The organism is Granulicella aggregans, assembly GCF_025685565.1.
In the GTDB taxonomy this organism is placed as follows: Bacteria; Acidobacteriota; Terriglobia; order Terriglobales; family Acidobacteriaceae; genus Edaphobacter; species Edaphobacter aggregans_B.
The window spans coordinates 1,675,097-1,697,202 of the sequence record NZ_JAGSYE010000001.1 but is presented as its reverse complement, the minus strand read 5'-3'; the positions used below and the strand labels follow the sequence as shown (position 1 = coordinate 1,697,202).

27 protein-coding genes and 1 tRNA gene are annotated in these 22,106 nt (G+C 60.4%); 9 read left to right on the top strand and 19 right to left on the bottom strand.

Annotated elements, in window-relative coordinates:
- Positions 1–33: 33 nt before the first annotated feature.
- From OHL18_RS06720 to OHL18_RS06710, 3 genes are read right to left on the bottom strand one after another with little or no spacing between them, the layout of a single operon-like run.
- Entirely contained in the window at positions 34–1,584 is a 1,551-nt protein-coding gene (locus tag OHL18_RS06720) for an SGNH/GDSL hydrolase family protein (protein WP_263374046.1), read from the bottom strand.
- Positions 1,585–1,586: 2 nt separating this feature from the next.
- The gene (locus OHL18_RS06715; RefSeq protein ID WP_263374045.1) at positions 1,587–3,089 is read right to left on the bottom strand and encodes a GDSL-type esterase/lipase family protein; all 1,503 of its coding nucleotides are present in this window, start codon (positions 3,087–3,089) and stop codon (positions 1,587–1,589) included.
- Positions 3,090–3,094: 5 nt separating this feature from the next.
- Positions 3,095–4,456, bottom strand: coding sequence for an MBOAT family O-acyltransferase (locus OHL18_RS06710; RefSeq protein WP_263374044.1), 1,362 nt, complete (start codon positions 4,454–4,456; stop codon positions 3,095–3,097).
- A 255-nt stretch (positions 4,457–4,711) separates the two neighbouring features.
- Between OHL18_RS06710 and OHL18_RS06705 the strand changes: the two genes are divergently transcribed.
- A complete protein-coding gene (locus tag OHL18_RS06705) occupies positions 4,712–5,257 on the top strand; it encodes a septal ring lytic transglycosylase RlpA family protein (RefSeq protein ID WP_263374043.1) in 546 nt (181 codons plus the stop codon).
- 102 nt (positions 5,258–5,359) lie between these two features.
- Here OHL18_RS06705 and OHL18_RS06700 read toward each other — a convergent pair whose 3' ends face one another.
- Positions 5,360–6,025, bottom strand: coding sequence for a hypothetical protein (locus OHL18_RS06700; RefSeq protein ID WP_263374042.1), 666 nt, complete (start codon positions 6,023–6,025; stop codon positions 5,360–5,362).
- Positions 6,026–6,209: 184 nt separating this feature from the next.
- Between OHL18_RS06700 and OHL18_RS06695 the strand changes: the two genes are divergently transcribed.
- On the top strand, positions 6,210–6,773 hold the full coding sequence (locus tag OHL18_RS06695; RefSeq protein ID WP_263374041.1) for a MerR family transcriptional regulator: 564 nt from the start codon (positions 6,210–6,212) through the stop codon (positions 6,771–6,773).
- Positions 6,774–6,775: 2 nt separating this feature from the next.
- Here the strand turns inward: OHL18_RS06695 and OHL18_RS06690 are convergent, their stop codons facing one another.
- A complete protein-coding gene (locus OHL18_RS06690; protein ID WP_263374040.1) occupies positions 6,776–7,708 on the bottom strand; it encodes a YeiH family protein in 933 nt (310 codons plus the stop codon).
- 87 nt (positions 7,709–7,795) lie between these two features.
- Positions 7,796–8,695 (bottom strand): LysR family transcriptional regulator, encoded by a 900-nt coding sequence (locus OHL18_RS06685; RefSeq protein ID WP_263374605.1) that lies wholly within the window; start codon positions 8,693–8,695, stop codon positions 7,796–7,798.
- A 93-nt stretch (positions 8,696–8,788) separates the two neighbouring features.
- Here OHL18_RS06685 and murJ point away from each other — a divergent pair, with 93 nt between their 5' ends.
- The gene (murJ, locus tag OHL18_RS06680) at positions 8,789–10,357 is read left to right on the top strand and encodes a murein biosynthesis integral membrane protein MurJ (RefSeq protein ID WP_263374604.1); all 1,569 of its coding nucleotides are present in this window, start codon (positions 8,789–8,791) and stop codon (positions 10,355–10,357) included.
- Between the two features lie 172 nt (positions 10,358–10,529).
- Here the strand turns inward: murJ and OHL18_RS06675 are convergent, their stop codons facing one another.
- Genes OHL18_RS06675 through OHL18_RS06665 form a run of 3 tightly spaced genes read right to left on the bottom strand, consistent with a single transcriptional unit; the run spans position 10,530 to position 11,911 of the window.
- The gene (locus OHL18_RS06675) at positions 10,530–11,180 is read right to left on the bottom strand and encodes a carbonic anhydrase (protein ID WP_263374039.1); all 651 of its coding nucleotides are present in this window, start codon (positions 11,178–11,180) and stop codon (positions 10,530–10,532) included.
- A 52-nt stretch (positions 11,181–11,232) separates the two neighbouring features.
- A complete protein-coding gene (iscX, locus tag OHL18_RS06670) occupies positions 11,233–11,448 on the bottom strand; it encodes a Fe-S cluster assembly protein IscX (RefSeq protein ID WP_263374038.1) in 216 nt (71 codons plus the stop codon).
- Positions 11,449–11,476: 28 nt separating this feature from the next.
- Positions 11,477–11,911 (bottom strand): 2Fe-2S iron-sulfur cluster-binding protein, encoded by a 435-nt coding sequence (locus OHL18_RS06665; protein ID WP_263374037.1) that lies wholly within the window; start codon positions 11,909–11,911, stop codon positions 11,477–11,479.
- Positions 11,912–12,107: 196 nt separating this feature from the next.
- On the opposite strand from OHL18_RS06665, the gene OHL18_RS06660 reads away from it, so the two are divergent.
- Both OHL18_RS06660 and OHL18_RS06655 read left to right on the top strand, forming a co-directional pair.
- Entirely contained in the window at positions 12,108–12,500 is a 393-nt protein-coding gene (locus tag OHL18_RS06660) for a hypothetical protein (RefSeq protein ID WP_263374036.1), read from the top strand.
- Positions 12,501–13,169, top strand: a complete 669-nt coding sequence (locus tag OHL18_RS06655) for a TetR/AcrR family transcriptional regulator (RefSeq protein ID WP_263374035.1) — start codon at positions 12,501–12,503, stop codon at positions 13,167–13,169.
- Between the two features lie 62 nt (positions 13,170–13,231).
- Here OHL18_RS06655 and hscA read toward each other — a convergent pair whose 3' ends face one another.
- Positions 13,232–15,184 (bottom strand): Fe-S protein assembly chaperone HscA, encoded by a 1,953-nt coding sequence (gene hscA, locus OHL18_RS06650; protein ID WP_263374034.1) that lies wholly within the window; start codon positions 15,182–15,184, stop codon positions 13,232–13,234.
- 125 nt (positions 15,185–15,309) lie between these two features.
- Between hscA and OHL18_RS06645 the strand changes: the two genes are divergently transcribed.
- On the top strand, positions 15,310–15,759 hold the full coding sequence (locus tag OHL18_RS06645; RefSeq protein WP_263374033.1) for a VOC family protein: 450 nt from the start codon (positions 15,310–15,312) through the stop codon (positions 15,757–15,759).
- A gap of 89 nt (positions 15,760–15,848) precedes the next feature.
- Here the strand turns inward: OHL18_RS06645 and hscB are convergent, their stop codons facing one another.
- The 8 genes from hscB to OHL18_RS06605 all read right to left on the bottom strand — a co-directional run bounded on the left by hscB (position 15,849) and on the right by OHL18_RS06605 (position 20,344).
- The gene (gene hscB, locus OHL18_RS06640) at positions 15,849–16,457 is read right to left on the bottom strand and encodes a Fe-S protein assembly co-chaperone HscB (RefSeq protein WP_263374032.1); all 609 of its coding nucleotides are present in this window, start codon (positions 16,455–16,457) and stop codon (positions 15,849–15,851) included.
- Positions 16,454–16,675 (bottom strand): type II toxin-antitoxin system HicB family antitoxin, encoded by a 222-nt coding sequence (locus OHL18_RS06635; RefSeq protein WP_263374031.1) that lies wholly within the window; start codon positions 16,673–16,675, stop codon positions 16,454–16,456. Before OHL18_RS06635 ends, hscB begins: the two co-directional genes overlap by 4 nt.
- A 4-nt stretch (positions 16,676–16,679) precedes the next feature.
- Positions 16,680–16,865, bottom strand: a complete 186-nt coding sequence (locus tag OHL18_RS06630; RefSeq protein WP_263374030.1) for a type II toxin-antitoxin system HicA family toxin — start codon at positions 16,863–16,865, stop codon at positions 16,680–16,682.
- Between the two features lie 77 nt (positions 16,866–16,942).
- Positions 16,943–17,422, bottom strand: a complete 480-nt coding sequence (locus tag OHL18_RS06625) for a HesB/IscA family protein (RefSeq protein WP_263374029.1) — start codon at positions 17,420–17,422, stop codon at positions 16,943–16,945.
- A 14-nt stretch (positions 17,423–17,436) separates the two neighbouring features.
- The gene (locus tag OHL18_RS06620) at positions 17,437–17,733 is read right to left on the bottom strand and encodes a hypothetical protein (protein WP_263374028.1); all 297 of its coding nucleotides are present in this window, start codon (positions 17,731–17,733) and stop codon (positions 17,437–17,439) included.
- Between the two features lie 49 nt (positions 17,734–17,782).
- Positions 17,783–18,202 carry a Fe-S cluster assembly scaffold IscU gene (gene iscU, locus OHL18_RS06615; protein ID WP_263374027.1) on the bottom strand — a complete coding sequence of 140 codons (420 nt, stop codon included), beginning with the start codon at positions 18,200–18,202 and terminating at the stop codon, positions 17,783–17,785.
- A gap of 311 nt (positions 18,203–18,513) precedes the next feature.
- Positions 18,514–19,794 carry an IscS subfamily cysteine desulfurase gene (locus OHL18_RS06610; RefSeq protein ID WP_317890467.1) on the bottom strand — a complete coding sequence of 427 codons (1,281 nt, stop codon included), beginning with the start codon at positions 19,792–19,794 and terminating at the stop codon, positions 18,514–18,516.
- Between the two features lie 52 nt (positions 19,795–19,846).
- The gene (locus OHL18_RS06605; protein ID WP_263374026.1) at positions 19,847–20,344 is read right to left on the bottom strand and encodes an RrF2 family transcriptional regulator; all 498 of its coding nucleotides are present in this window, start codon (positions 20,342–20,344) and stop codon (positions 19,847–19,849) included.
- A 298-nt stretch (positions 20,345–20,642) separates the two neighbouring features.
- Between OHL18_RS06605 and OHL18_RS06600 the strand changes: the two genes are divergently transcribed.
- Entirely contained in the window at positions 20,643–20,792 is a 150-nt protein-coding gene (locus OHL18_RS06600) for a hypothetical protein (RefSeq protein ID WP_263374025.1), read from the top strand.
- A 152-nt stretch (positions 20,793–20,944) separates the two neighbouring features.
- Here OHL18_RS06600 and OHL18_RS06595 read toward each other — a convergent pair whose 3' ends face one another.
- A complete protein-coding gene (locus OHL18_RS06595) occupies positions 20,945–21,628 on the bottom strand; it encodes a CDP-alcohol phosphatidyltransferase family protein (RefSeq protein WP_263374024.1) in 684 nt (227 codons plus the stop codon).
- A gap of 82 nt (positions 21,629–21,710) precedes the next feature.
- On the opposite strand from OHL18_RS06595, the gene OHL18_RS06590 reads away from it, so the two are divergent.
- A tRNA-Val gene (locus OHL18_RS06590) sits at positions 21,711–21,787 on the top strand.
- Between the two features lie 97 nt (positions 21,788–21,884).
- Positions 21,885–22,073, top strand: coding sequence for a 50S ribosomal protein L28 (gene rpmB, locus OHL18_RS06585; protein ID WP_263374023.1), 189 nt, complete (start codon positions 21,885–21,887; stop codon positions 22,071–22,073).
- The last annotated feature ends 33 nt before the right edge of the window (positions 22,074–22,106 follow it).

The window sequence follows — 22,106 nt, the reverse complement described above, 5'->3', positions numbered from 1 at the left end:
TCAGCTGGGGGAGTTGCGGTTGGGGAGTAAGGTTCAGGGTTGGCGAGCGGCTGAAGAGACGGTACGCGGAACGGCTGGATGAAGCCCCTTCCAGACCTCATACGCGCCGATGATATCAGAGTAGAAGAGGTCGGCAAGCTGAATGTATCCGGCGCTGGTGAAGTGCGTATGGTCCTGCTGGGCAAGCCCTTCGGTGGCCCAACGGTTCATGCTTCCGAGGCCTCCCATGCGTGCGCGCCAGTCCCAGAAGGCGCAGTCGTGGGTGCGGCACACATCGCGCTGCGCGTCGCTGATGTGAACGGTCGCGGCGAAGGTCTGCCAATGTGCAGAACGGCGGCGCCCCACGCGCAGGCTGCGGTCCGGCGGGCCGACGACGAGAATCGATGCGTCGGGGACTGTGGCATGGAGCATGTCGACGATCTTCCCCATTACCTCGCTGTAACTCTCGTAGGTCCAGTTGTGGTTGCTCGCCTCGTTGGTGCCATAGGCGAGGACGATCAGGCTGGGGTCGCGCTGCTTGAGGTAGCTGGTGAAGATGGGCTGGTCCCAGCGCAGCATCAACGCCGCCTCCGCGCCGTTCAGGCCAAGAGCTTCATAGGTGGTTCCCGGCCGTTCGGTCACGGTTCCGAAGAGACGGACGGGACGGCCGGAGTCCGCGACGACCTGGAAGTGATGAATCAGACCGCTCTCGGAGCTCGAAGTACAGGGTGATTCAAAGGTCTCGGCGGAGACCGGGTTGTCGGTCGAGACGTGGCCGAGCTCTCTGCCATCTTCGGTCACCGAGAAGCTGCCTCCGTCGGGCTGATTCAGGTACTGCACCTGCAACAGGGCGCAGGGAGCATCGAGGCCGATAGAATCGCCCGCGTGCGTCGAGGTGTTGGCAACGCCGCCCAGACCAAGCTCCGTATTCACGATCTTGGTGAAGTGAACGCCTTCGTCGATCCACCCGCTACTCTGGGCGCGGCTGGTGCCGAGGATGCGGTATCCCGCGAATGGGTGCCCCGCATACGTAAAGCCCGCGCCGCCATTGCCGAAGCGCTGCTGGAAGAGCGAACGCATGCGGCCAGTGAACATATCGGCTGCGGTGTGCGAGTCGCCGAACTGCAGGATACGTATGGTCTGCTGGTTGTCGCCGCTCTCTTCATCCTTCAGCCGGGCGAAGAAGTGGTCGAGGTGTTCGGGAAACTCGATTCGCCCCGGAAGGCTTGAAGGTGTGATCGGCGCTGGGCCTGTGGCGACGGACGGCAACGGCGCGGGGGCCGTATAGGGTGCTGGAACCTTGGTCGTGCCTACGCCGCTGTCTCCGTGCCCCGTGCGGTACGCGGTAAGCGGCGGACCGTGGTGGCGCTTCGTCTTACTCGGGGCTACCTTTGTTGACTTTGCATGTTTCGCGCTCGCGGAAGAAGCCCCGCGCGACTTCGCTGAAGCGGTCTTCTTCTTCGTCTTCGATGCTGTCTTCTTCGGTGGAACAAGTCTCCGCGTGGAGTTTGTCTGCGCGGATGCCTCCACGCCGGAGCAGGTGCCTGCTCCAAGCAGAGCGGCAGCGAACAGAACGGCGCAGGTAAATCGGGGAAGGCTGGTCATCTCTATCTATTTTCGCCGATCGGTGAGGTTGCCTGCGTGGCGGATGGCGTCGCAGCCGCTGTGTCGAGACCAATCCGGGACTTATACCGCTTGTAGCCCTGCTGAATCTGGTCGACGAACGCAGTGGCGACGATCTTCGCGCCCTGCGGTGTGGGATGAATCAGGTCGCCTCCGACGAGGCGGGGTTTCCCCTCATACCAGCGCTGCATGGTGCCGTCGCCGCCCATTGCCTGGAAAGTGTTGAAGAAGGCGCAGCCGGTATCCGCAGCCACGCGTCGCTGGATGTCGACGATCTTCGGGATGGTGTCCATGGTGGAGATGGCGTTGCCCGCGCCGCGCTCGCCGCGGTCCATCGGGCTCATCAACAGGATGGACGCATCGGGGGCCGCTTCGTGAACCCTGGCGATGGCCAGGCGAAGCTCGCCCTCGTACTGCTTGCCGATAAATGAGGCGAAGCCGGCCTCGTTGGTGCCGTAGTTGATGACGATCAGGTCCGGGTGCAGATGCGCGAAGCTCTGCTTCAGCATGTCCTTTGCGATGGCGCGGGAGAGCACCGTGATCGACGCCCCGTTGAGGCCGATGCTGTCGTAGGTCAGGCCCGGCTGATGGCGCTCGAAGATCACGCCGTAGAGATGAACGTTGCCGTCGGTGACCTTGAGCGAGACGGTCTTTGTCCCGGCAGGAAGCTGGATGGCTTTGAACTGCGGGGCCGAAACTGCGACCGGCTTCGCCACAGGCGTTTCGGGCGTCGCAAGGGCTCCCTGGAGAAGTTGATCGATCGGGGTCGCGGTCGAAACGGTTGCCACCTCGTTGTCGTCCGCATCGACTGCGACGGATCCACCGCCGGTCTGACTCTTCCAGATCAACTGCATAGAGTCCGGGCTGGCACCGGAGAACTTGTACCGCGCGGACGCGTCTTTGCTGCCATCGAAACCCACGCCGCCGATGCCGAACTGGCCTTCGCGCATCAGGCCGACGGCAGTGGTGAACTTCCATCCCTTGTCGGTCTCGTCGATATCGCGATGCTGATACCAGGCCCACGGCTTGGCGATGAGGTTGAAGCCCGGCCCGGCGTCGCCGAAGCGCTGCTGAAGCTGCTGGCGGACGTCGCCGGTGATCAAATCGGCGGTCGTAGGCGAATCGCCAAAGTGAACGACCGTGGCGCTCGAGTGCGCAGAATGCGCATCAAGCTTCGCCAGCGACGCGTAAAACTTATCGAGCGAACCAGCGTTGTCGATCAGCAGCGCATCTGGCGGCTGCTGCGCCTGCGCCGCCGTGCCGACCGCCCCTTTGGCGGGCGAGTGGGTCACCGTCTTGGCTGGAGCCGGGCGATGCAGCCATGGCAGGTCTCCCACCGCGGATAGGCTGTGCCAGTCGAGACCGGGCGGATAGACAGCCGAGACCTTGCCGACACGCCAGTGCCACGCCGTCAGCGACAGTGCGATGGTGGCGACAGCGAGGGCTGTCTTGATCGGAAATGCGGCCTGTCCAACTTGTATCTTCATGGTGATCAGAACTTGCTGTAAGCGAACGGCGCGGCTCCCTTGCCGGCCAGGGTCTGCAAGACGAGAACGACGCCTGCGATCGCGGCTCCCTGAAGGATGAAGGGGGTTCGGCTGAAGAGAGCGACAGCCTCATCGAACCAGCTCTCCGGAGCTATGTGCAGCAGCACTGCGGCGGCAAGATAGAGGACGATGGCGAGCGAGATGTGCTCGACCGAGAAGGTCATCGAGCCGATGCGGCTGAAGACGTCGAGCGCGTCCGATGCGGAGTCGGCACGAAAGAACACCCAGGCCGCGCAGACAAACTGGAAGGTGAAGAAGACGGCCACATAGCGCCCAAACGCGGTCGGCGTCTTGCCGAGCTTCTTGCGCCAGTCCTGCCACGCGCGTGTTGCCGATAAAGCAACGCCGTGCATCGCTCCCCAGATGAGGAACGTCCAGCCGAAGCCGTGCCAGAGACCGCCCAAAAGCATGGTGATGACCGGGTTGGTGAACTTCGCGGCGGCAACACGGCGCTCCGATGGCAGCGAGAAGTAGACGTAGTCGCGGAGCCATTGAGAGAACGTAATGTGCCACTTGCGCCAGAACTCCGCAATATTGGCCGAGCTGTAAGGCCGGTGGAAGTTCTCCGGCACCGGGATGCCGAGCAGCAGCGCGGAGCCCATCGCGATGTCCGTATAACCCGAAAAATCGTAGTAGAGCTGGAAGGCGTAGCCCCAGTCTGCGACCAGAACCTCGAAACCGCTGTAGAGCTTGGGCGTGTCGAGGAAGCTGTTGACGAGGTTGTCGGCGAGGAACTGCGCAATGAGCAGCTTCTTGATAAGGCCGGAGGCGATCAGCAGAAGAGCGCGGGCACTGCGGGTGTCGTCGAGCGAGAAGGGCTTCTTCAGCTTATCGATCAGGTCGGGCAGGCGGTTGATCGGGCCTGCCGTCAGCGAAGGAAAGAACGTGGCCGCTGAGACGTAGTTCAGGAAGTTCGCCTCCGGCTCGGCGTCGCGGCGGAAGATGTCGATCGTGTAGCTAAGTTGCTGGAAGCAGTAGTACGAGAGGCTGAAGGTGAAGAGCCAGCCGAGCTTTGCGCCGAACCCCTTGGCCGCGACCATCAGGCCGACGTTCAACACCAGGCTGCATGTCAGCAGAACGCGCCGCATCGTTGCCGACTCGCTTCGGCCCATACCGCGACCGAAGAAGAAATCCAGAGTCGCGGCGACAGGCACCAACAACAGGCAGCCGAGGCCGAATTTCGCGATGAAGAAGAGGCTGGCGACGAGCAGTACCGCGAGCCTTGCGGCACGAATCCGGCAAACCGCCCAGTAGACGAGGCAGACCGCGACCAGGAAGACAAAATAGGGCGCGGCGGTGGGGTACATGAGGTCCTGTGGGCGCAGGCTCTCTGAACCGGAGCCATGGCAAGTTCAGTATGGGGCAGGTGTCAGTACAACCCTATTAACTTGGCGGATTCGCTCTGGCGATTGCCTACAAATTGCACAAATGACAGGGCAAACATGACCTTCGAGAGTAACTTTCGGCGGCTCGTTTGGTAAACTGGACGTTCGTTGTAGACGTTCCAGCCGTGACTGGATGTTGGGCCGCACAAATTGCGGCAGGTACTTTATGGAGAATGGATGATTCTGGAAACGCTGCGCTCGACGCTGATTGTAGGAACCGTGCTGGTGAATGCCGCGCAACTCGGCCAACCGGTCGAACCGGTGGCTGTAACCCCTCCTGAGACCACGCCAACCGCTCCACTGAATCGTGAGCTCTCTCCCACCCCAACAACCTCCCTGATGACTCCCCCGCCGCCGGTGCCTACGCGGACTCCGGGCCTTTTGACTATGAAGCGCGTAGAAGCCAGCTTCGCCAAGCTGAAGCATGTCCCCTCAGGGCTCGCTACCTGGTATGGCCTGGTGCTGGACAGCCACCGCACCGCCAGCGGCGAACGCTTTGACTGCCGCAAGCTGACGGCAGCCAGCAATACCCTCCCTTTCGGAACCAAAGTGAAGGTGACGAACCTGAAGAACGGACGTTCCGTGATTGTGCGGATCAACGACCGTGGTCTTCTCGACCCCGGCCACGTGATTGACGTTTCGTCGGCTGCCGCCGAAAGGATTGGGCTGCTGAAAATGGGCATTGCCCCGGTACACCTGGACGTTTTGGCGAAGGCCAGCTAGGGTTAGCCCTCCGGGGCTGAAGCCCGTCTCACGCAAGGGTCTTGCCTGCCGCGGGCTAAAGCTGGCTGCTACTCCCTGATTCTTGCTGCTATTCGCTGCCTTTTACTGCTTGCCTTCGTCGCTGTCTTTGTCCTTGTCATCCTTGTCGCCAAAGGTAAAGTGCCCCGGCAGGTCGAGCGCCACCAGTCCAAACTTGGTGCCGTTCCCGTCGGGGTCGATGGCGACGATATGCTGATGCTGCTTCGAACCCGCCTTTAGCTCCGTCTTTCCGCTCACATCGTCATCCACGTGGACGTGGCTGTCCTTTTCATCGTCGGAGCAGGTCAACCCGTCCGGCGTGCGCGTCGGCGTTCCCACCGCCGTGTGGTCCTTGCACTGGATCACCGTTCCGAAGCGCGCCAGGCTTTTCTTGTAGAACGCCAGAACCTGATCCGGAGGATCAGGCGTGGTGAAGCTCACCGCCTTCACCCGAAGCGTGAAGCTTCCAAAGCTCATGTTGATGTCGGCGGCCCCGTCGTTGTGGTCGTCCTTGTTCTTCTTCTTCGTGATAACTGCGCCGGGGTAGGTCGGCAGCCCGGTGCTCTTGACGACGTCCGAGTCATCGGTCTTGACGGACATGCCGCCGAACGGCGTCGCGATCTTCACGTCGTCGCCGTTGCCGCTTTCGCTCTTCTTCGATTCGACGCGGCACCCGAGGATCAAGGTGATGGAGAGAGCGCTGAGCACCAAGAGGGTGATTGGCCTGAGGTTGGAGTGGGAACCGGACATGCTGTGCCTCCGCGAAACGTATGAGACAACATACGCCATCGCGCGCTCGCCGGTTCACAGAATCTTTCAGGGTAATGCCGCAGGTTCAGCGCTGCTCATAAATCCGAACACCAGCCGCTATACTTATTGGCAAGCACGGCGGCGAACCAGGCTTGCAAGAACGCCGCACCGGAGAGAGTCTGCAATGGCATTGCGTCAGCCAGTTCGGAGCGGAGCGAAGGCGGACCGGGCCCGTTCGGGCGGCGGCCCAGCCGGTGCGCGCGAGATCCCGGACAAGCTCTACTTCCGCATCGGCGAGGTCGCGAAGCTGTGCGAAGTGGCTCCTTATGTGCTGCGATTCTGGGAGAGCGAGTTTCCGCAGTTGAAGCCCAATAAGGGCGGCACCGGGCAGCGCCTCTACCGTCGCCGCGATGTGGAGATGGCGCTTCGCGTCAAGACGCTTCTCTACGATGAGGGCTATACGATCGCCGGTGCCCGGCAGTATCTGAAGGGCGAACTTCGCTCGAAGGAGCCGCAGGCTGCGGCTTCGATTGCGGCGGTTACTGCAGTTCCGGCCGAGCCTGAATCGAATGACGCGATCTCAAGCAAGCTGCAAGCACTGCGGGCCGAGATGCAGTCGCTGCTTGCCATGCTGTCGCAAGCCCCGGCAGCCAAGCCAAAGGCTGCGGTGCAGTCGATCCGGGCCGTGAAGCCAAAGCCCGCTGCAACGAAGCCCGAGTTCGCCAGCCTCTTCGACAACATCGAATAGCCCTAAAGCGCGATCCATCCTCGGGCGATGGCGTAAAGCGACAGACTCGCGACCACAATCCAGAGCGTGATGCCTTGAATCAGGGGACGCACGCCCACCTCGCGCAGCGTCGTGCGCGTGATGCCCGTACCGATCAGGAAGAGGACCACGGTGAGCGCCGCACGGCCAAGCCGGTTAAGCGCGGCGAAGAAAGGCAGCGATTGCGGAATGAGGTGCGGAACGTAGGTCGCCAGCACCGCCGCTCCGCAGAAGTACAGGATGAACCAGGGCCAGTGAATGCGCGTCTTGCTCTTCCGGATCGATGCAGTCGCGATGGCCAGCGGGACGATCCATAAAGCCCGCGCCAGCTTGACCGTCGTGCCGACTGCAAGCGCCGTTGGCCCGTACTTCGCTCCCGCTCCCACAACCGAGCTGGTGTCGTGAATGGCCAGCGCCGCCCACAGTCCGAACTGCGTTTGCGATAGGTGCATTGCCCAGCCGATCGCGGGGAAGGTGAGCAGCGCGACCGAGTTGAGCACGAATACCGTGCCTAACGAGACCGCCATCTCTTCCTCGGTCGCCTCAAGCACCGGGCCGATGGCGGCAATCGCGCTGCCTCCGCAGATCGCCGTTCCAAAGGCAATCAAGAGGGACTGGGTCTGCTGGACCTTCAGCAGCTTGCCCAGTACGACGCCGAGTGAGAGGGCGAAGGTGATGCTGATCGCCGTGTAGAGAAATCCGGACTTGCCAGCGTGGACGACCTCCTGCAGGTTCATCCCGAAGCCGAGGCAGACGACGGCAGCCTGCAGCAAAAACTTTGAAAGATTCCGGCTTTCGACGTGGAAGTGGTGGATGGTGGTCAGCCCGAAGAGCAGGCCGCCCGCAAGGGCGATCGGCGGCGAGATAAGCCCGCTGGCCGAGAGAATAATGCCGATATAGAAGAGATTACGAATCATGTCAGCTACAAGAAGACGCTTGCTGGGTTGCGTTGTCGAGACGATTTTTAAGATGGGTCATTAGCATTTCTTATGACCGTAAACGCGTCAACTTCGGAGATCGAAGGCTGCGAAGCGCCGGAAGGCCGCTGCTGCTCCAACGGGCTCCTGGCCGGCTCGATAGATCAGGCTGAAGTCGCGTTCTATAACGACGCCCTGAAGGTTGACAATACGAACCGTCCCCAGCCGCAGTTCTTTCCCGATCGCGCTCTCAGAGACGAACCCCACGCCGAGTCCCGCTTCCACGCCACTCAAGATTGCTTCCGTCGAGTCAAGCTCCATCCCGGCACGAAGCAAGTTGACGGCAACGCCTGCCTGTTTCAGAGCTCGCTCCACCACGCGACGGGAGCCCGAGCCGCGCTCCCGCATCAGCAATGGCAGGCGTGCTAGTTCTTCGATGGAGATCGACGACTGGGCCTCTGCTGACCGCCCTTTGCCGCTCGCAATCAAGACCATGCGATCACGCATCAGCGGTTCCACGCGAAGTCCTCGCCTCATCGCCGGCCCTTCGATCAAACCAAGCGCCACGCCTTCCGCGACGACTGCCTCTACGATCTCCTCGGTGTTTCCGCTCAAAACCGAAAGCTGCACCTGTGGGTGCTGACGATGGAACGCTCCCAGCACGCGCGGCAGGATGTACTGGGCGATCGTGGTCGACGCACCGACGCGAAGCTGGCCACTGACGACATGATTCAAGGCTCCCAGCGCGGTCTTCGCTTCTTCAACCAGGGCGGCGGCAGAGAGCGCGTATCCATGCAGAACGCGGCCCGCAGCGGTCACGGCAATCTGGTTGCCGTCGCGCTCAAACAGCCTCGCACCGCACTCCTCTTCAAGCGCGCGAATCTGTTGGCTTACCGCTGGCTGGCTGAGGTGCAGCACCTCCGCCGCTTTGCGAAAGCTCATCCGCTCGACCACTTCTCGAAAGACCCGGAGACGATGGTTTTCCATGGCACTCACGCTAGTCTCGCAGATTTCACAGACCCTGCCCGATAGAATGGAGGTTTACACCGGATAGGTCAGGAGAGTTAGAGTTTGGCATGGGTGAGTAATCCGGGCAGGTTTGCGTGGCTGCGCATGTCGCAGACCCAGACCGCATTCTCCGCGACACTGATTACGATGGCGTCGACCCTGCTGTCGGGCCTACTCGGCCTGGTCCGCACGGCATACATCAACGTTACTTTCGGAGCCAGCCCGGCGACCGACGCTTACAATGCGGCCTTTCAATTGCCGGATATGCTCAGCTATTTTCTGGTGGGCGGCGTCGCTTCCATCTCGCTCATCACCATCCTCAATCGCTATCGGCAAAAGGGCGACGAGGCGGGAGCCGATCGCGCGCTGCTGATCGTGCTGAATGGCGTCGCGGCGATCCTGGGCGTTGCCATACTGGCCGCAGAGATCTTCGCTCCCCTATACACACGCCTCGCCTTCCACGACTTCTCGCCTGAGAGCGCCGCGCTCTGCACTCGCCTCACCCGCATCATCCTTCCCGCGCAGCTCTTCTTCTTCGCGGGCGGCGTGCTTGGCTCGCGGCTGCTGGTGCGAAAGATCTTCCTCTATCAGGCCTTCGGGCCGCTGGTCTATAACCTCGGCATCATCCTGGGCGGAGTCCTTCTCTCGCGTTCCGTCGGCATCGATTCGCTCGCTTATGGCGTCGTCGCGGGGATGGTTCTTGGCCCTGCCGGTTTCGCGGCGTTCGGAGCTTATCGTAACGGCTGGCGGTACAAGTTCATCTTTGACCTACGCCATCCTGTGTTCCGCGAATGGCTTAAGCTCAGCCTCCCGCTCATGGTGGGGGTCTCGTTGACCTACGCCGACAAGTGGATCGTCAATTACTATGCGGCCTCGGTGCCGGGCAGCATCTCGAAACTGAGTGTGGCAAAGAGCCTATTCAACGCTCCCATGACGATCCTGGGCTCCGCCGCGGGAGCTGCTTCCCTGCCGTTCTTCGCTTCACTCTTTGCGCAGGGACGGGCCTTGGACTTCGCCAGCGCCGTCAATCGCTCCGTCTCGCGCGTGGTCGCAACGTCGCTGATGGCCGGAGCTTGGATGATGGCACTCTCCATGCCGCTGATCGACCTCTTTCGTGGCGGTCGCTTCAGCCCGACCGACGCAGCCGAGACCTCTCGTTACTTCACTATCTTCGCGATCTCAATCGCAGTGTGGTCGGCGCAGGCCATCTACTCCCGCAGTTTTTACGCAGCGGGCAACACGCTTACGCCCGCCGTAGCGGGATGGGCGGTCACGCTTATCTCCATCCCTATCTACGCTCTGCTCTTCCAGGGTATGGGCGTGGCCGGATTGGCTATCGCTTCAGACATCGGCATGGCCATCAGCGTGGTCACGCTGGCAGTCCTGCTGCACAGATACCGCCTCGTGCATATTCAGGGATTGGAGTACGGAGAGCTCGGGAAGGCCCTGCTCGCAAGCCTGCTCGGCTATGCGGGAGTTGCCGCATGCCTGAGAGCGCTGAACCTCTCGCGTGGGCATCGCGCCGACTTCCTCGCCATCGCTATTGGCACGATCGTGTGGGCGGCAGTGTGCGGCGGGGTTTTGGTCGTAACGCGGTCGAAGCTGCCCGCGCAGTTGCTAAGGCGCAAGGCCCGGGGCTAAAGCCCCTTCGCCCATCGGAATGCGTTGGACCCGCGCTGAAGCCCGCAACTCCAAAAGGCGAAGTGGCGAAGCGGAGTAGCAGCGACCTCTAGGCCGCGGTAAACCACCATGAAAATCCTCGCGAGCTTTAGCTCCCGCAGAACTGAAGCCGGCTGCGCCTCCGAGAGCTCGTTCAGACCAACGGCGTCGCGTCCGCGAAGGTCTCCGCCGTGAGAGGCACGAACTGCTGGATACGAGCGTCGTAGTTGTCTACGCGGCCAGTTCCAATGTCGTAGACCCAGCCATGCACGCGGAGCTGCTTGTTCAGGATCGCATCCGAGACCGCAGGATGGGTCAGCAGATTGTCCAGCTGGGTCAGCACGTTCTCCCGGACCAGCGCGTCGAGCCGCGCCTCAAGCGACGCAGCAGGCAGATCCGCATCCACCGCCTTCAACGCCGCGTCCGAGTAGCGCAGCCATCGCGCTACCGCGGGGAGCTTCGTAAGATTCTGGGCTCCGTTCAGGATCGCCGTCATCGCACCGCAGCCAGAGTGGCCGCAGATCACAATGTCCGGAATTCCCAGAACCGCTACCGCGTATTCAATGCTGGCCGTAACGCCGCCGGGTTCGGTAGAGCTCGGCGGGACGATATTGCCCGCGTTGCGCACGACGAAGAGCGAGCCGGGATCCTGGGCGGTGAAGATCTCGGGGACGACGCGTGAGTCCGCGCAGCCGATGAACATCGCCTGCGGAGACTGTGCGATGGCAAGCTTCCGATAGAGAGCTTCGCTGTTCGGACGAACCTCGCGCTGAAAGCGAAGTACGCCATCAATGATGTGTTCCATCCGCATAACTTACCTTATTCTGGCGATATTGGGTTGAAAGTTAGGCGACTGCCTACTTCGCGTCCTCGTACTCCTCGTGCCAGGCTGTCTGGATGGCCTCGAGGATGCCTTCGTTCGACTTTGCCGGATCGCCCACGAATCCCGGCAATTCGGTGACATAGCGGTGAAGGTCGGTGAAGCGAACTGTGTACGGGTCCGTCTCGGGAAACTTCTCTTGCAGCTGGATACCGATTTCGAGCACATCGGTCCATGTGATTTCGCGGGGCATCGTTCTCTCCTGTCAAATGGGCTGAAGTTTAGGCCGAGGGGGTGGAGGGCTTGCCTTCCTGCACGTAGTTTCGGTTCCACTTGGGAATCTCAACCACGTAGGTGCCCGGCTTCTCGATGACCGCCTGGCAGCCGAGGCGGCTGTTCAACTGAATGTCCGCTGCCGTCTCCATGCGGTCAAGCTCCAGGTCTTCCGCTTCGCTGATGCCGCTCGCGCCCTGCTTCACCCAGATGTGGCAGGTGGTGCAGGCGCAGGCCCCGCCGCAGGCGTGGTCGAGAAAGATGTCGTAGTTCTCGGCGATATCGAGGAAGGACATGGGCAGGCCGTGGCCGTCGTAGTCGAGGCTGCCAAAGGGAAACTCAACGGTCTTTCCTTCAGGCAAGAAGGTGACGCGCACCATGTTTTCGGCGGCGGGCGTGGCTAAATCTTCGGGACTCAGGTAGTGCACTTGGGTTAAAGACATGTCCTAACCAGTTTAGTGCAGATGGCCGCCCGGAAGTGCGTTCGCCGGGTGAAACGAGCGTGCGCACGCCTTCGAGGAAAGATGGCCCACTTATTCTCTTTATTTTCGAACACGTTCACAATTCTCTTGACAGCGCGTTGAACCCGTCTTACGCTTTATTTGAACATGTTCATAATATGAGATGTGAGGTGAAGTCATGAATGTTGCGATCTGCTACTTCAGCTATCTGGCAATCAGCATTGGACTTACGGTGTGGGTGGCGCGCACACTGCACAAGAGCGGAAGGGTCTTCCTGGTCGACGCCTTCCACGGCAACGCAGAGCTGGCGGACAGCGTGAACCACTTGCTGGTGGTCGGGTTCTACCTGATCAACGTGGGCTATATTGCCCTGGCGCTGAAGACGGCGAGCGCGATGGCGACCTTTCGCGAGATCATCGAGCTTGAGAGCGTGAAGATCGGCGTTGTGCTGCTCATCCTCGGCGCAATGCACTTCTTCAATATCATGGTGTTTGCAAAGATGCGGGGCCGTGCAAGGTCCGAGGCAACGATCTACCCGGTGGCTCCGCCTCCGCTTGGCGTGAGGGTCTAATTGGAAGAGAAGAAGCTAAAGAAGTCGGAAGAGACGCGCGGCCGGATACTTGAGGCCGCGCTCTCTGTCTTTCGCGCGCGCGGATTTGAGAAGGCCACGATGCGGGAGATCGCAACCGAAGCAGGCGTGGCTACCGGAGCGGCCTACTATTACTTCGACTCGAAGGACGCCCTCGTGATGGCGTTCTACGAGCGCTCCCACCGCGAGATGCAGGTCGATATTGCTGCTGAGCTGGACCACGCGAAGACGCTCGAGGCGCGGCTGCGCGCGATCATCTCGAAGAAGTTCTCCTACTTCGAGCCGAACCGCAGCCTACTCAGCGCCCTCACCGCGCACACCGACCCGCAGCATCCGCTCTCGCCATTCTCGAAGGAGACGGCGACCATCCGGGAAGAAGACATCGCTACGTTCGAGCGCGCCGCTCATGACAGCGGGGTCAAACTTCCGCCAAGCGTCTCGCCCTACCTCGGACGTCTCCTGTGGATGTACCAGATGGGTCTGATCCTCTTTTGGGTCTATGACCGCAGCCCTGAGCAGAAGAAGACCATGGCGCTCTACGAGAAGACGCTGAAGATGTTGCTTGTGACGCTGAAGATCGCCGGGATTCCACTGCTGAGGCCGCTGCATAAGCTGGCCGGGGAGCTGTTGGCGATTGTGTATGAAGACTGAAGGTTTTACGTCCCACCCATCGCGATGAGACTGCGATGGATGGGGCACCCGAACGTCCGTGGCTAGTCGATGTCAGCCTTGGCAAAGGGGTGCGGCGCGGTCGGACCTTCGCCCATGTCATCGGAGGCGGAGGACATGGTCTTGCCCTTCATTGCGCCGGAGACGGCGGAGTCCATCATCAGTTCGGCAAACCTACGAGTGGCCTTGTCCAGCCGCTCGATTCCGGTGCGGATGGTGCGGTATTGGCCGCCGAGCACAGACGCTTTGAGCTCGTCGATGGCGATGTGGATGGCGGCAAGCTCGTCGGAGGTGAGTTGCTGCCAAGCGTCGTGCGAGCGGCCCTTTTCGACGGCCGTTAGGATGACCTCGGCCTCGTTCTTGGCTTCGATGACCTGACGCTCTTCAATGTCCTGCTCGGCGTTATCGAACGAGGCTAGGATCATGTCCTCGACCTGTTCATCGGTCAGGCCGTAGGTCGGTTTCACCTCGATCTCCGCCTGTTGACCGCTACGCTGCTCGCGCGCGCTGACGTGCAGGATTCCGTTGGCGTCGATCAGAAACTTCACCTCGATACGCGGTAGACCGGCCATCATCGGCGGAATGCCTTTGAGGTCGAAGCGGGCGAGCGAGCGGCAGTCCTTGGCGAGTTCGCGCTCGCCCTGGAGGACATGGATGGCGACGTTGGTCTGGCCATCGACGCCGGTGGTGTAGTGTTCGGTGGCGCTCGCAGGAATGGTCGAGTTGCGCTGGATGATCTTCGACACAACTCCGCCGAGGGCCTCGATACCGAGCGAGAGCGGGGTGACATCGAGCAGCAGCAGATCAGCCGTTGCGGCTGATGAAGAGCCTGAAAGAATCTGCGCCTGCACGGCTGCGCCAAGAGCGACGACCTCATCCGGATTCAGATCGGTATGCGGCTTCTTGCCGCGCGCCGAGAGGTTGAAGAGGTTGTCCACGAGAGTGCGGACGGCGGGGATACGAGTCGAGCCACCGACGAGAACGACCTCGTCGATCTGATCAGGCGTCAGGCCTGCGTCCTTCAGCGCCTGCTTGCAGGGCGCGGCAGTGCGGGCGATCACTCCCGCAGTAAGCTGTTCAAACTGCGCGCGGTTAATCTCACGCGTGTAGGCTTTGCCGTTCGGCAAAGCGACATTGAGGCGAGCGGTGTCTTCGGTCGAGAGCTCGATCTTGGCGTCGATGACTGCCTTGCGAATCTCCTGGATCGTCTCGCCAGAGTGCAGCGAGTCGGGCGTAAGCGCAAGGTCGGCGTCGCCGGCGATGTCGTCGAGCGCAATCGCGATCAACAGGTTGTCGATGTCGTCGCCACCGAGATGCGTGTCGCCGTTGGTGGCGATGACCTCGAAGATGCCTTCGTGCAGCTTGAGGATGGAGACGTCGAAGGTACCTCCGCCGAAGTCGTAGACGGCAATCAAGCCATCTTTTTGCTTGTCGAGACCATACGCCAGCGCAGCGGCTGTGGGCTCGTTCACGAGCCTTAGCACTTCGAGCCCGGCGATGCGTCCAGCATCCTTCGTCGCCTGACGCTGCGCATCGTTGAAGTAGGCGGGGACCGTAATGACGGCCTTCGTCACCGGCGCTCCGAAGAAGCGCTCCGCGTTCTTCTTGAGCTGCAGCAGGACGTAAGCGGAGATCTCCGGTGGCGTCAGCGAAAGGCCGCCCACGTTGAGCTTCAGGACCTCGCCCGGCTTCAGACCTTCGGCCAGCTTGAAGGGGAAGAGTTTCAGCTCTTCCTCGATGTCGGCGAGGTCGCGGCCCATCAGACGCTTGGCGGAGTAGACGGCACTGGAGGAATCGGTGAGCAAGGTCGCTCGCGCCGCGTTGCCGACCAGAAAACCCTCGGCGGTCTGATCGTTGAAGGCCACAACGGAGGGGACGAGGCGGTCGCCGTCTTCACCCGGGATGACGACGGGCGAATCGCCCTGCATAAATGCTACGAGAGAGTTGGTCGTGCCAAGATCGATGCCGACAACGCGACCTGAGACTTCATCTGCCATGGTTCTGGATTTCCTTATCTTTTTACCGCGAAATCTTGCGCGCCGGCCCTTCAGGCGCTACCTTCATTGTCGCATCGCAATCGTTCCGCGACGCGCACTGAGATTCGATGTAGGGGGACAACAACATGGCTCAATTCACGAAGGATTGCCGGTCCAGTGTCATCCCCGCCATGCGCTATCGCAACTGTCTGGCGGCCATCGAGTGGCTGTGTACAGCGCTCGGCTTCGAGAAGAACGCGGTATACATGGGCGAGGGCGATACGGTGGCCCACGCGCAGCTGACGTTTGGCAACGGGATGATCATGCTGGGTTCCGTACCGAAGCCTGGCGACGAGACCGTTCACGGAAAAATGATGACCCAGCCGGACGAGATTGGAATGCGCGAGACGCAGAGTGCCTGCCTGATCGTGAGCGATGCAGATGCGATCTACGCCTCAGCCAAGGCGGCCGGCGCGGAGATGTTGATGGACTTGAAAGAGATGGACTACGGCGGGAAGGCCTTCACCTGCCGCGATCCCGAGGGCCATGTCTGGTCGATCGGCACGTATGATCCGTGGGCGACGCATACGGTGTGACGCGCGGATTCGGATTTATACGTCCCACCCATCGCATGAAACAAGAACCGCGATGGATGGGGCACCGAGTGTTTGGACGATCCGAGGGGTTACTCCAACGCTTCGTTGACGTCGCGAACGAGATTGCGCAGGTAGCTGCGTTTGTTCAGCAGGGTGACCATGGCATCGCGGGCGGCGAGCTTCGCGGGCTCATCGTTAGCTTCAAGAGCGGCGTCCCACTTCCGCCAGAGCGCTTCGAGATCTTCCTGTGCCTGGACCATCTTCTCGTCGAAGGCATCCTTGGCGGTCATCAGTTCGCGGCGAAGCTCGGGCTCGTCCTCACCCATCTGCTTGTTGGCGCGCATCTCGGCGAGCTGCATATTCAGCTCGAAGACCTCTTCGAGCAGCTCGGGAGGGACAATCTGCTTCTTCTGCTCGCCACTTGTCCGCGCGGCGTCTGTGGCTGACTTCGACTGCTCCTCAAGCTGCACGCCTTCGAGCGTGAGCAGGTACTGCGTCCGAGCGATGGGATCTTTGAGTGTGCGGTAGGCGTCGTTCAGCAGGGACGACTGCGCGAGGGCCGCCTCCTGCTCGGCGGGCGGCTTGCCGGCGAAGCGGTCGGGATGAAGCTTGCGCGAGAGGACGTAGAACTGCTTCTCGAGGGCGGGAACGTCGAGGTAGAGATGGCGGGGCAGAGAGAAGAATTCGAAGTAGTTCATGCGGCGGAAACAGCGATCAGGCCTGCATAAGATGAGGGTTCCGGGACGGGGAGACCATCCTCGATAAGGCCAGCGATGTGAATAACAATTCCCTCAGAGATCAGTTGATGCGCTTCTTCGCGAGTATCGCCAACGACTCCGAGACCGGGGAGGTCGGGGACATAAGCACCCCACCCACCGTCGTTCGCACGCTCGTAGATTACGGTGTATTCACGCATTTCGCTATTTTAGCCCGGCCTGACGCAGAATGCTCTTCAGAGTTCCTTCCGGAACGTCTTTTCCGGGCTTTCCGGCAATCGTGACACGGCCTGTTTTGGTTGGGTGTTTGTACTGCTGATGGCTGCCGACGGTGTTGGCGAGTCGCCAGCCGTCTTGCTCGATCAACTTTATGATTTCTCGATATTTCAAACTTCACCTCGATGGGATGTGGGCCGAGGTGTTTATGAAGCAAAATCGGAAATCGTGTCAAGTTGCGAGTAATTTTGCTAGGTAGAGAAGCTCGAGCCGCAACCGCAGCTCTTAGTGGAGTGGGGGTTAATAAAGTTGAAGCCCTGGCGCATCAGCGTCTCTTCGTAGTCCAGCACCATGCCGTGGAGATAGATGAAGCTCTTCGGATCGACAAAGATGCGAATCGGTGGGGCGTCGACTGCAGTGGGGTCCAGATGCGTCTGAGGGAAGGCATAGACGCGGTCGCGCTCGCGAGGCTGGGTGTCGAAGCGGATGTTGTAGCTGAGGCCCGAGCAGCCCCCTCCCTGGATGCCGACGCGCAGGCCACCAGCGTCTGGCGTGATGTTCTCCTTCGCCATAGCGACGCGAATGCGCTTGAGAGCGCGCGGCGTGAGCTGGATGCCCTTCTGGCCGGTCTGTCCCTCGGCGTCGAGGACGGTCTGGCCAGCTAGCGGATCAGCAGGCGCGGAGGCTCCGGGCTTGGGAGCAGAGGTGCCGGGTTGGAGGAGTGTTGTCATGTCTATTTTTTCTCTTAGGTCGCTATATCAACGACAAATCCGCGCCACTGGAAAGCATCCATCAAATTGAAAGTGATACGCATATCTTCATCAGGCAGCAAAGGTGTTCCTTTGAGCTCATCCCATCTGAGGCCGCTGTGAAAGATTGTGAGAAAGCCGCCACCTACGTCAATGCCAAACTCTATGGTGCGACCGTCTTCTTCATACACCGCTGAATCGCGACCGAGGAAAGTCACGCTCCAGCCATCATCCGAAATAATTTTCGAGCGCTGAAATAGCGGCACCCTGAATGGTTTCGTTTCAAAAAACATAAAAAAAAGGTCCAGGCCGACTAGCGAATTTCGGTCGGCCTGAACGTGCTTAGTGGGCTGCGACGGCTACTTCAGCGCCTTCGGCAACGTGGTTCTTCTTCTTCCAGTCGCCGATCGCCGCACGGATCGCGTCTTCCGCGAGCACCGAGCAGTGGATCTTAACCGGGGGAAGCGCGAGCTCCTTGACGATGTCGGTGTTCGAGATCGTCAACGCTTCCGAGATGGTCTTGCCCTTCACCCACTCGGTCGCGAGCGAGCTGGAGGCGATGGCCGAGCCGCAGCCGAAGGTCTTGAACTTAGCGTCCTCGATGACCCGGGTCTCGGGGTTGACGCGGATCTGGAGGCGCATCACGTCGCCACACTCCGGCGCGCCGACGAGGCCGGTGCCGACTTCGTCCGAGCTCTTATCCATCTGTCCGACGTTGCGGGGATTGCTGTAGTGGTCGATTACCTTGTCGCTGTATGCCATGGTTGTGTCTCCTGTGTCTCTTACTTTGATGTTACGGCGACGAATGCGTCGCTTTGTAAATGAATCCAAACTCTACGATCGTTCAACGAAGCGTAGCGGAACTCCTGTGAGCTTCGAGTGGATTAGGGGCCGAGCGACACTCGCGAGCAAGATTCCCACAAAACCGAACATTCTCACGCTTACTTGCGGGAACAGTACATGCAGCAGCAACGCACATGCGACCATGATGACAACTTGAGACAACACGAGGATGACTGCTACCATCCAGCTATTCTTTTCACGCCTCATGATTACCTCGCTTCAACTCTAACTTAGTGCGCGGCCCACTCGATCTTGCTCAAGTCGATTCCCTCTTTCACCATCTCGTACAGCGGCGAAAGTTCACGCAGCTTGATGACCGTGGTGATGAGCTTGTCTGCGACGTAGTCCACCTCCGCCTTGGTGTTGAAACGACCGAGACCGAAACGGATCGAGCTGTGGGCTACATCGTCGCCGAGGCCGAGGGCCTTCAGCACATAGCTGGGTTCGAGCGTGGCCGAGGTGCAGGCTGATCCCGACGAGACGGCGATGTCATTGATGCCCATCAGCAGGCTCTCGCCCTCTACGTAGACGAAGCTCATGTTCAGGTTGCCGGGAAGATGATGCTCCATGTTGCCGTTGACGTGGACGTAGTCCAGCGCGTTCTCAAACTTGGCGCGCATGTAGTCGCGAAGCTCGGTGAGGCGCTTCGACTCGGCTTCCATCTCCTCGCCGGCGATCTCACAGGCTTTGCCCAGGCCGACGATGCCGGGGACGTTCAGCGTGCCTGAACGCATACCGCGCTCGTGGCCGCCGCCGTTGATCTGCTCGGTCAACTGGACGCGGGGATTGCGGCGACGAACGTAGAGAGCGCCAACACCCTTCGGGCCATAAATCTTGTGCGCTGTCAGCGAGAGCAGGTCGATGTTCTCCGTCTGCACATTGACCGGAACCTTGCCGACAGCCTGTACGGCATCCGTGTGGAAGATCACGTTCTTCTCATGGCAGAGCTTGCCGATCTCGGCGATGGGCTGGATCACGCCGATCTCGTTGTTCGCATACATGATGCTGACGAGGATGGTCTTGTCGGTAAACGCCGCCTTCAGATCATCGAGCGAGATCAGGCCGTCCGGCTGAACGGGAAGATAGGTGACCTCGTAGCCCTCTTTTTCAAGCCGCTTGCAGGTGTCGAGGACGGCTTTGTGCTCGGTGACCTGGGTGATGATGTGGTTGCCGCGCTCCTTGTACATCTGCGCAACGCCCTTGATGGCGAGGTTGTTCGACTCGGTCGCGCCGGAGGTGAAGATAATCTCCTTGGCGGTCGCGCCGATCAGCTTGGCGATCTGCTCACGGGCCTTCTCGACGGCGGCCTCCGCTTCCCAGCCGAAGGCGTGGTTGCGGCTGGCGGCGTTGCCGTAGACGCCGGTGAAGTAGGGCAGCATCGCTTCGAGGACTCGCGGGTCCATCGAGGTGGTCGCGTGGTTGTCCATATAGAGGGGAAGGTGCACACCCTCGGGCAAAGGAGTCTTGCTCTCTGCAACGATCAAATCAGTACCAAATGTCTGTGCGCTCATGCTGAAACTTCCCCTTTTTGTCCTGCTAATTCCTAATGTCTTTTGTGGCGGCCTAAACCGCGATACTGATCAACCCGCCGCCAACAGCGGCCTCGCTACCAGGTCTGTTCTCCGCTGTCTCGATCAGATCAGAGATGCGGATTCCGCTCAACAGGTCTTTGATGCTGTCGTTTACTTTGCGGAGCGGTTCTTTGATGGTGCAGTGACTGGTAAGGTCGCAGGCACCATGAATCGTGATGCAGCTTGTAATGAACAGCGGACCATCGATCGCTCGGATCACCTCAAATGCCGTGATCTGCGATGCCGGTCGTGAGAGCGCATAACCGCCGTTCGTCCCCGCGTGCGAGACCAGAATTCCCGCCTTGGCCAACGTCTGCAGGATCTTCGCCAACAGTTGCGGAGGGATGTGGTACGCCTCTGCAATGTCCTTCGCCGACTGCGCTACGCTGACGTGCGCGTCCGGCTGACCAGCCGGAGCTGGCCCCGCCTGCTCGGCAAGATACTTCAATGCCATCAGGCCGTAGTCGGCTTTTTTTGTCAGTCGAAGCATAGCGGTTTGCCTTACTTTGGCCCGAAGGCCAGGTGCCTGCCGCACAATACCGACCTTTATGGTCTGGATTGTACAACCTAAGTGTAAGCCTAGATTTTCCCCGGCGCAACCGGCTTCGGAGGATGCCGGGAGACTTGCCTAACCGTGCCCTTGTACCATCGAATGTCCCCGCTCCTGTTCATACGGTACGCAAGAAGGCTGGCGCACAAAAAACTGCATTGACACGTTTGCTGGGGCAGGTGAAAATCTTCCCATTCCGCCCATAACGCCCATCCCCGCGAAGTGCCGACATCCTCAAGTGCGCGTCGTCGCGCGCGATGAGGACACCGAGTTCGTCGAGTGCCAGCAGTGCGGCGAGGTCTTCGACGCGATCGAATACCGCGACATGATGCTCGAAGAGGAAGAACAGAAGCGTGCCGCGGCAGAAGAGACAGCGGACTCCGCCTAGCCCGTCATTCTGCGCAGTCCGTCATTTTGAACGAAGTGAAGAACCCCCGCCTTTTCTGCACGAGCCACACAAGTTCCCCACAGGACGAGCGAAATACGGGGATTCTTCGGCTACGCCTTCAGAAGGACGACATAGGGATAGATCGATACAACCTAAGACGCGACGCGATCAGAACTCTCCGGTGGGGCATCCGCGGGAAGCATGTTGAGGCCGGTGGCCTGGGGTTCCGAGCTCTGCCTAACCTGAGCGCCTTTGCGGACAGACTCGTCCGTCGAATGAATTCGCTGAATAACGATCCAAGCATATTGCGCTGCGGAGACCGGTGCCAGAATGGCGATCGAGCGCACAAGGACCACGTTAAGCGTCGTGAACTCGTGGCTCGAGAACGCCTTCTCTCCCAGAATGGTCAGCAAAGCTACGATCTGGACCAGCGTATTGAGCTTTCCGAAGAGGCTGGGGCGAAAGTCGCGCAGCGTATGCGTGGCGAAGAGCAGGGTCGAGATCAGAAGAATTCCGAAGTCGCGGCTGAAGACCAGCACCGTCACGTAACGCGGGATGATGCCCACGTGGGTCAGCACCAGGAACAAAGTGCTCAGCAGCAGCTTGTCGGCGATCGGGTCGAGATAGAGACCCAGCGTCGTCTTCTGGTTCAGCCACCGCGCCAGCAGCCCGTCGAAGCCATCGCTGATTCCGGCCAGGATGAACAGCGAGAAGGCGACGCCGAAGTTCCCGTCCAAGATCTCGATGACGATGAAGGGGATGGTAAAGAGCCGAACCATCGTAAGAAGGTTGGGCGCGGCGCGGAACTGGGCGAGGAAGGCCACGGGATAGCCCATCTTAGCGCAGGAGCCCTCTATTGCGCGGCTGCTGGTGGGTTGCCCTTTGGCCCGCTTCCATTTAGACTGAAATGACGCACGCAGGCGCGTAGCTCAGTTGGTTAGAGCGCTACCTTGACACGGTAGAGGTCTCCGGTTCGAATCCGGACGTGCCTACCACTTCCACAGCCATTGTCTCCCGATTTATCTGGAAATGCGGCTTGTTTGCTGGAAGGCCCTGCGACGATATCGTCAAGTTTGGAACACGGAGTCAGTCATGGCACAAAAATGTGATCTTTGCGGCAAAGGCCCGCAGTTCGGCAACAACATCTCGCACGCCCACAACACGACCCGCCGTCGCTGGAACGTCAACCTGCAGCCCGTGAAGGCCGTCACCAACGGCATCAGCAAGCGCATGCGCGTCTGCACCAGCTGCATCAAGACCGGCAAAGTCGTAAAGGGCTAAGCTCCACAGAACCAGCTGTAAATGAAAGTGCCC

Excerpts from the sequence above, each read along its gene's own strand:
- OHL18_RS06620 (WP_263374028.1), bottom strand. The coding sequence starts at position 17,733 with ATGTTTTTTGAAACGAAACCATTCAGGGTGCCGCTATTTCAGCGCTCG.
- OHL18_RS06625 (WP_263374029.1), bottom strand. The coding sequence starts at position 17,422 with ATGACAACACTCCTCCAACCCGGCACCTCTGCTCCCAAGCCCGGAGCC.
- OHL18_RS06610 (WP_317890467.1), bottom strand. The coding sequence starts at position 19,794 with ATGAGCGCACAGACATTTGGTACTGATTTGATCGTTGCAGAGAGCAAG.
- OHL18_RS06665 (WP_263374037.1), bottom strand. The coding sequence starts at position 11,911 with ATGTCTTTAACCCAAGTGCACTACCTGAGTCCCGAAGATTTAGCCACG.
- iscU (WP_263374027.1), bottom strand. The coding sequence starts at position 18,202 with ATGGCATACAGCGACAAGGTAATCGACCACTACAGCAATCCCCGCAAC.
- OHL18_RS06675 (WP_263374039.1), bottom strand. The coding sequence starts at position 11,180 with ATGGAACACATCATTGATGGCGTACTTCGCTTTCAGCGCGAGGTTCGT.
- OHL18_RS06645 (WP_263374033.1), top strand. The coding sequence starts at position 15,310 with ATGGCTCAATTCACGAAGGATTGCCGGTCCAGTGTCATCCCCGCCATG.
- rpmB (WP_263374023.1), top strand. The coding sequence starts at position 21,885 with ATGGCACAAAAATGTGATCTTTGCGGCAAAGGCCCGCAGTTCGGCAAC.
- OHL18_RS06700 (WP_263374042.1), bottom strand. The coding sequence starts at position 6,025 with ATGTCCGGTTCCCACTCCAACCTCAGGCCAATCACCCTCTTGGTGCTC.
- OHL18_RS06660 (WP_263374036.1), top strand. The coding sequence starts at position 12,108 with ATGAATGTTGCGATCTGCTACTTCAGCTATCTGGCAATCAGCATTGGA.
- hscA (WP_263374034.1), bottom strand. The coding sequence starts at position 15,184 with ATGGCAGATGAAGTCTCAGGTCGCGTTGTCGGCATCGATCTTGGCACG.
- hscB (WP_263374032.1), bottom strand. The coding sequence starts at position 16,457 with ATGAACTACTTCGAATTCTTCTCTCTGCCCCGCCATCTCTACCTCGAC.
- OHL18_RS06605 (WP_263374026.1), bottom strand. The coding sequence starts at position 20,344 with ATGCTTCGACTGACAAAAAAAGCCGACTACGGCCTGATGGCATTGAAG.
- OHL18_RS06685 (WP_263374605.1), bottom strand. The coding sequence starts at position 8,695 with ATGGAAAACCATCGTCTCCGGGTCTTTCGAGAAGTGGTCGAGCGGATG.
- OHL18_RS06705 (WP_263374043.1), top strand. The coding sequence starts at position 4,712 with ATGATTCTGGAAACGCTGCGCTCGACGCTGATTGTAGGAACCGTGCTG.
- iscX (WP_263374038.1), bottom strand. The coding sequence starts at position 11,448 with ATGCCCCGCGAAATCACATGGACCGATGTGCTCGAAATCGGTATCCAG.
- OHL18_RS06695 (WP_263374041.1), top strand. The coding sequence starts at position 6,210 with ATGGCATTGCGTCAGCCAGTTCGGAGCGGAGCGAAGGCGGACCGGGCC.
- OHL18_RS06715 (WP_263374045.1), bottom strand. The coding sequence starts at position 3,089 with ATGAAGATACAAGTTGGACAGGCCGCATTTCCGATCAAGACAGCCCTC.
- OHL18_RS06710 (WP_263374044.1), bottom strand. The coding sequence starts at position 4,456 with ATGTACCCCACCGCCGCGCCCTATTTTGTCTTCCTGGTCGCGGTCTGC.
- OHL18_RS06720 (WP_263374046.1), bottom strand. The coding sequence starts at position 1,584 with ATGACCAGCCTTCCCCGATTTACCTGCGCCGTTCTGTTCGCTGCCGCT.
- OHL18_RS06595 (WP_263374024.1), bottom strand. The coding sequence starts at position 21,628 with ATGGGCTATCCCGTGGCCTTCCTCGCCCAGTTCCGCGCCGCGCCCAAC.
- OHL18_RS06690 (WP_263374040.1), bottom strand. The coding sequence starts at position 7,708 with ATGATTCGTAATCTCTTCTATATCGGCATTATTCTCTCGGCCAGCGGG.
- OHL18_RS06635 (WP_263374031.1), bottom strand. The coding sequence starts at position 16,675 with ATGCGTGAATACACCGTAATCTACGAGCGTGCGAACGACGGTGGGTGG.